The following is a 6,636-nucleotide window of genomic DNA, read 5'->3' as shown; positions in this document are numbered from 1 at the left end:
GCGCTTTTCGAACAATTCAGCCGCCTTCTCGTGGATCACACAGCCAAGCTCTGTCGCGGGGTCCTGCGGGTCACCAAACTTGATCCTTTTCGCTTTCGCCAACACCAGTGGAACAAACTTTTCCGCCACGCTTTCCTGCACAAGGATGCGCTTCACAGCGGTACAGCGCTGACCAGAATTGCCGGTCGCCCCTGCGACAGCAATCGTCGCCGCTTTGTCGAGATCTGCGTCGCTCAGGTCATTGAGAATGATCAGCGGATCGTTTCCGCCAAGTTCCAGCGCCGTGCGTTTGTAACCCGCTTTGGCAGCGATCATTTTGCCCACGGGTACGCCGCCGGTAAACGTGACGATGTCGATGTGTTCGTTCGTTATCATCTCGTCGCCGATATCGGCGGGCATGCCCGTGACGATCTGAAACATCTCGGGGGGCAATCCGGCCTCATAGAGAATGTCCGCCAGCGCGATGGCTGTGAGTGGCGTCAGATCGGTCGGCTTACATACCATGCAATTATTGGTCGCAATTGATGGCGCGATCTTGTGGCTGACCATGTTCAGCGGATGGTTGAAAGGTGTTATCGCAGAGATGGCCCGTACCGGCTCGCGCTTGGTGAAAATCTTGCGCTCTTTGCCATTATGCGTCAGGTCGCATGAAAATATCTCGCCGTCGTCCATCATCGATTGACCGGCAGCAAATTGGTATACGTCCTGCGCCCGTTTGGTCTCGTAAATCGCGTGTTGGTGGCAGATACCCAATTCCAATGTTAGCCATTTGGCAAGAAACTCGCGTTTTTCACCAATCAATTCAGATGCCCGGTTCAGGATCTGACTGCGCTCGTAACGCGACAGCTTCGGCGTGTAGTTCGCGGCGATCTCAAATGCTTTCGCGGCGTGTTGCGCAGTGCCCGCGGGCACTGTGCCGATCACTTCGTTTGTATAAGGGTATCTCACCTCAATCACGTTGTCGGTAAAGATCACTTCACCGCCAATGCGCATGCCCTCAGCGCGAAAGTCTTTATCGTGGGTGTTCATGCGGAGACCTCTTCAAGGGCGGCGGCTTTTGTTGCATAATAAAAGGCATCGAAATTCCGCAAAACGGGCGCGTTCGGCAGATCGATCACCCGATTCACGATGAAGGGCACCTCCTGCTCCGTCAATCCGCCGTGGCTGCGAAGCGGCTCCTTCAGGGCCGCCAGATCGTGGCGGTGGGCGCTGGTGCCGATGGTCATGTTCTCGGTCGATACCATGGTCAAATCCCCGATGCGGTCGGCAGGAAGCTCGTAAGCCGCAACAGCCTCAGCTTTCGTGAGAACTTCAAGCATTTCAGGCAAAGCCTTCAATCGCGCAACGATATCACCCACATCCGCACCATCGGGCAAGTAACAGGTCGCGAACGACCCAAGCGCGCCATGGTGCACCACGTAAGGGTCGGTGATCGGCAAGATAACGCGGGCGGCCGCCTGGCCGAGCCAGGCATCCATCACATCCTGCATATAGATCACTGCCGGATCGCCATTCGCGTCATGCTTTGGCTTCATGCCATGATCTGCCGTAACCACAATGGCCGCGCCCATGGCGTCCAGCTCGCCCAGATAGCGGTCAAACATTGCGTAGAAATCCAGGGCCCCCTGATCGTGCGGCGCAAACTTGTGCTGCACATAATCCGTCGTCGACAGATACATCACATCTGGCGCCCACTCCTTCAAAAGCTTCACGCCCGCTGCAAAAACAAACTCGGACAACTCAGCAGAATAGACCTCAGGCACCGGCATCCCCAGCCACTCGGACGCATCATCAATCCCATGTTCGGCCTTCGTCGTCTCGCCCGACCGTTCAGATGAAAAGGCGATCGCGCGATCCTCGTCAAACTTCAGACCCGAGCCTAAGAGCGCCCGCAACTTGTCCTTGGCTGTGACCATCGCAACCCGCGCGCCTGCCTCATAGAATTTCGAAAACAACGTCGGCGCACGCAAAAACCGAACGTCATTCATCATGACCTCTTCGCCCGTATCGGGGTCGAACAGAAAGTTCCCGCAAATGCCGTGCACCGCCGGGGGCCGACCTGTCGCAATAGACAGGTTGTTTGGATTGGTGAACGAGGGGATCACTGAATGCGCCAACCTGTCAGTGCCAGTCTCGCGCATGCGCTTGAGGACCGGCATCAGGCCTTTGGCAATCGCGACCTCCAGATACTCCGGTTCGCAACCGTCCAGACAGATGGCAATCGCGCAGGTTTTTGGGGCGGCATACGTGCGGTCGTTGGCAACCACGGGGGATTTCACAGGCATATCAGTTCAGTTCCTTCAGGCAGCGAGTTTCTTGCGTTCTTCCAATGCGGCAGCAGGCGGCGCGGCGCTTACCACGCCCATCTCCGCCAATGCCTTGCGCGCAGCGTCAACTACACGCGTCATAATGTGGCTGTCCATCTGTCCGATGCAGCCGATCCGGAAACTATCCACGACAGTTAGCTTGCCAGGGTAAATGATAAAGCCTTGCGCTTTCATCGCTTCATAAAAGTGCGTGAAATCAAACGCCGCATCCGAGGGGCAGAAGAACGTCACGATGATCGGGCTCTGCCAGCGATCCTCCAGCAACGTCTCGAACCCAAGGCCTCGCATGCCCGACACCACTGTGTCCCTGTTCAGCGCATAGCGCGCGCCGCGCGCCTCCACGCCGCCTTCTTCGCGGTGCTGCGCAAGGGCCTCCATAAAGGCCGCAACCACATGGGTGGGAGGCGTAAAACGCCACTGCCCGGTTTTTTCCATCGTCGCCCACTGCGCATGAACATCCAGCGACAACGAGTGCGAATTGCCCTTGGAGGCCTCGATTTCGGCCTTTTCTGCAATGATAAACCCAAAACCCGGCGCACCTTCGATGCATTTGTTGGCCGACGACACGAACGCCACGCAGCCAAGCTCGGCTGGGTGAAGGGGCACCGCTCCAAATGCTGACATGGAATCGATCAGCAACTTACGACCGGCTGCGCGCGTGGCTGCGGCAATTTCCTCGATCGGGTTCAAAATCCCGCTAGAGGTCTCACAATGGGTCGCCATCACATGGGTAATTGCGGGATCTTCGGCCAAAACCGCGGCCACTTCGCTCCCTCTGGGCGGCAGATAATCCCCTTTATCAATCACGATATAATCGCGGCCGAGATACTTTAGCGTTTCCGCTGCGCGCAGTCCGTATGCGCCATTGGCCAGTACCAGCACCCTCCCGTCCTTCGGCACGAAACTGCCCAGCATCGCTTCGACCGCGTAAGAGCCCGATCCCTGTATAGGAACGCAATCGTAGGCCTCGGCGCCCGGGCCAATCAAGGCCAGCAGCTGGTCACGCAGACTGCGCGTCATCGCACGAAAATCGCCATCCCAACTTCCCCAGTCCCTCAGCATCGCGCGCTTCGTGCGTTCGGACGTCGTCAGAGGGCCGGGCGTCAGCAAAAAGGGCTCGCGCATTTTCGGATCGGGAATGCGATCGTTTGGCATTGTCTCGGCCTCACAGGTCATGTCGCTGTTCTGTTTGCCCAGAAATCGGCCATATGTAAAATCTCTGTTTTGTATCCTTCCATAAGATAAATCTATACAATTCACCCTTTCCAAACTACCTATGTTGGATCAATGCGTCCCAAAGCGCCTGTGAAAAGACAAGGACTACACCGATGCGCTACACGCAATTACGCGCCTTTCATAACGTCGCCCTGCACGTCGGCTTCTCGCGCGCCGCCGCCGCCCTCAATCAGTCGCAGCCTTCGCTCAGTGATCAGGTGCGCAAGCTCGAACAGGCCCACGACGTCCTTCTGTTTCACCGCGAGGCGCGCCAGATCCGTCTCACCGAGGTCGGTCACGAATTATTCCGCTACACTAAGCAATTCTTCGAAATGGAAGGTCAGATCGGCGAATACCTTAACCAGTCGCGCGCCGAGGTGACGGGAACACTCCGCATCATCGCCGATTCCGCGCTGCATGTGGCGGGCATCGTTAGTCGCTTCCGCAAAGCCAACCCCGGCGTTTTCGTGTCGCTTCACACAGGCAACACCGAAGACATCCTGCGTCGTTTGCGCAACTACGAAGCCGAGGTCGGTGTCGTCGCCAATTTGGTGGCCGCCCCGGATCTTGAAACGCTCGATCTCGGCAACACGCCCATCGTCGCAATCGCGGCGCGCGGGACTTGGCCCAAGTCCAGAAAATCTCTCACTCTCGCGGAATTCGCCGCCGCACCACTGGTCTCTCGCGAGGCAGGATCGCGCACGCGGGCCGCCGTCGAACAAGCCGCCGCGCGGGCTGGCCTCGCGTTCAAGCCCGTGATCGAAGTCGAAGGCCGTGAAGCCATGCGCGAGATCGTCGCCTCGGGTGCAGGCATCGGGTACGTCTCGGCGGCGGAATTCGGTCAGGACGCACGCGTCATATCTCTGCCTATTCTCGACAATGATCTGAAGATGTCAGAGATGTTGATCACCCTGACCGCACGGCAAGACGTGCCGGTCATCCGCGCCTTTCTGCGCACACTCAACCAGTAGTATAGGGGTGCGGCACCGATCTATCGTAAAAAGCTATAGCTCGATACGAATCTAAAATTTTACAGATGGCTGGCATAGGCGATGATCGGACAGGAGGGCGCGTAAGCGTCTGGCATGAACCTGAGGGGGACCATAGTGCCTGCGCGGCCCAATGTTCTGTTCATCGTAATCGACCAGTTGCGCGCCGATTGCGTTTTCGGCGCCCTCTCCCAATATATTGAGCTGCCGCACCTACGCGCGCTTGCCGATGATGCCGTGCGCTTTGACTGTCATCACAGCGTCACGTCGCCCTGCGGTCCCTCGCGGGTGTCTTTGCTCACCGGGCAATACGCGATGAACCACCGTGCCGTGCGAAACGGCACGCCGGTGCGCGCCGACACGCCCAATCTGGCGACTGTTGTTAAAGACGCGGGGATCAGGCCGCTTCTTTATGGCTACACCGATCACGCTATTGATCCGCGCGGCCTCGAGCCTGTCGATCCAAGGCTGCAAAGTTACGAAGAACTTGCGCCGGGCTTTGAAGAAATTGTGCGGATGCGTCTGGAAACCGACGTCACCGCCTGGGAAGACGACTTGCGGGCGAAAGGCTACGACGTTCCCAGCTATCCCGACACCTATCGCCCTGCCGGCGACACCCCCGATGCGCCCGCGTTTTATGCCGCCGAAGACAGCGATACCGCCTTTCTGACAGACAAAGTGCTGGAAGATCTGCCCAATCGCGCCCCCGGCTGGTGCGCCTTCGTCACCTACATCCGCCCGCACCAGCCGCTTGTCGCGCCCGCGCCTTACAACACGATGTACGCGCCGGCGGACATGCCGCCGCCGCGCGCCTTCGCGCTGGGCGAGACACTGCACCCTTTCGTGCCCGTCTCGGCCGCTCGTAACCCGATCTCGGGCATGGTCGTGGGCTTCCCGGACTTAGAGCCGACGCCTGGCACCATCGCGCAGATGCGCGCGCTTTATTTCGGCCTCGCCACCGAGGTCGACACCCATATCGGCCGCCTCATAGACTGGCTGAAAGACAGCGGACAATACGAAGACACGCTGATCGTTGTCACCGCCGATCACGGCGAGACGCTTGGCGATTTCGGTCTCTGGGGCAAGGTCAACTATTTTGACGCCTCCCACCACGTTCCGCTTCTTTTCCGGGCGCCTGGCGGCGCGCGTGGCCACGTTGTTCAGGCTCCGACCGAATCAATCGACGTGACCCCGACGATTCTTGACCACCTTGGGATCGATATCCCCCATTCGATGGACGGACACAGCCTCGCGCCTTTCCTTATGGGCGACACGCCAAGTCACTGGCGCAGACACAGTTATTCCGAAATCGACTTCGGAAACCCGATCCAACCGTCCGGCTTTCAAACCAACCTTGGAATTGACCTCGACGCCTGCAATCTGGCTATTCTGCGCACCGCTGACTTCAAGCTGGTCCAGTTCGCATCCGACCTCCCAGCGCTTCTTTTTGACATGAATGTCGAAGGAGAAGCCAAAAATTTAGCCGAAGATCCGGAAAAGACGCGGATTCTTCTTGATTTGTCGCGTCAGATGCTTTGCCATCGGATGCGAAACCCCGATGGTACGTTTTCGAGGACGATGGTGTCATCGCGCGGGCTTGAAGTGGGTGCTGCTTGATCTGCCTTGCTGAATTCCGTCGGGAAATGCCCAAAGACGTCATGCATTTGTCATGCCCATCGGGCAAAGACAGCCCGTTACGTCGATCCGGTGTGGCAGGTGAAATGGGGAAGAGGGGGACAATCTTTTCTTCTTGCTGATGCGCGCGGGAGCGTGCGCGCTGGCAGAAGTTCGCCAGGCATCTGTCTGGCGAAATATAAAGCGAGAACAGGTGGTGTCAGACCAATTCGAACCAGTCTCAGTTTGCCCCAGAATGCGTGAACTTATGCCGAACAAAGCTGGCGCTACTCGGATAGATCAGCGGTTCGGCCAAGCTTGAAATTGTCTCTGTTGTAGAAAGTGAGCTCTTGGTTGAAATGGTTGCAGACGGAGGCATGAATGGCGGCGAATTTCTGCAAACTTCGCATGCTCCGGAACCGCTGCATGGCTCGCTCTCGTCGTCGAAGCGTCCCCTTTTCACGGTTTGCAAGCAAACCACTGTCAGCCAG

General features: G+C 57.9%; 5 protein-coding genes and 1 pseudogene. 2 read left to right on the top strand and 4 right to left on the bottom strand.

The window, feature by feature from the left end; translation table 11 throughout:
• The 3 genes from AC221Y_RS18115 to AC221Y_RS18105 all read right to left on the bottom strand — a co-directional run.
• Positions 1 to 1,029: aldehyde dehydrogenase family protein (locus tag AC221Y_RS18115; protein ID WP_486707946.1), on the bottom strand; the 1,029-nt coding region annotated here is incomplete at its 3' end.
• Complete coding sequence (gene phnA / locus AC221Y_RS18110) at positions 1,026 to 2,285, bottom strand: phosphonoacetate hydrolase (protein WP_299752214.1); 1,260 nt, start codon at positions 2,283 to 2,285, stop codon at positions 1,026 to 1,028. The genes AC221Y_RS18115 and phnA, both read right to left, overlap by 4 nt.
• A gap of 15 nt (positions 2,286 to 2,300) precedes the next feature.
• Positions 2,301 to 3,482 (bottom strand): 2-aminoethylphosphonate--pyruvate transaminase, encoded by a 1,182-nt coding sequence (locus AC221Y_RS18105; protein WP_299752211.1) that lies wholly within the window; start codon positions 3,480 to 3,482, stop codon positions 2,301 to 2,303.
• 173 nt (positions 3,483 to 3,655) lie between these two features.
• Between AC221Y_RS18105 and AC221Y_RS18100 the strand changes: the two genes are divergently transcribed.
• Positions 3,656 to 4,513: a LysR substrate-binding domain-containing protein gene (locus tag AC221Y_RS18100; RefSeq protein WP_299752208.1), complete on the top strand. Its 858-nt coding sequence runs from the start codon at positions 3,656 to 3,658 to the stop codon at positions 4,511 to 4,513.
• 114 nt (positions 4,514 to 4,627) lie between these two features.
• On the top strand, positions 4,628 to 6,148 hold the full coding sequence (locus AC221Y_RS18095) for a sulfatase-like hydrolase/transferase (RefSeq protein ID WP_486707945.1): 1,521 nt from the start codon (positions 4,628 to 4,630) through the stop codon (positions 6,146 to 6,148).
• Positions 6,149 to 6,432: 284 nt separating this feature from the next.
• On the opposite strand, the pseudogene AC221Y_RS18090 reads toward AC221Y_RS18095, so the two are convergent.
• Positions 6,433 to 6,636 (bottom strand): annotated as a pseudogene (locus tag AC221Y_RS18090) (hypothetical protein); the annotation flags it as partial.

The organism is Boseongicola sp. (assembly GCF_057460485.1).
This window is presented reverse-complemented; position numbering and strand designations above follow the sequence as displayed.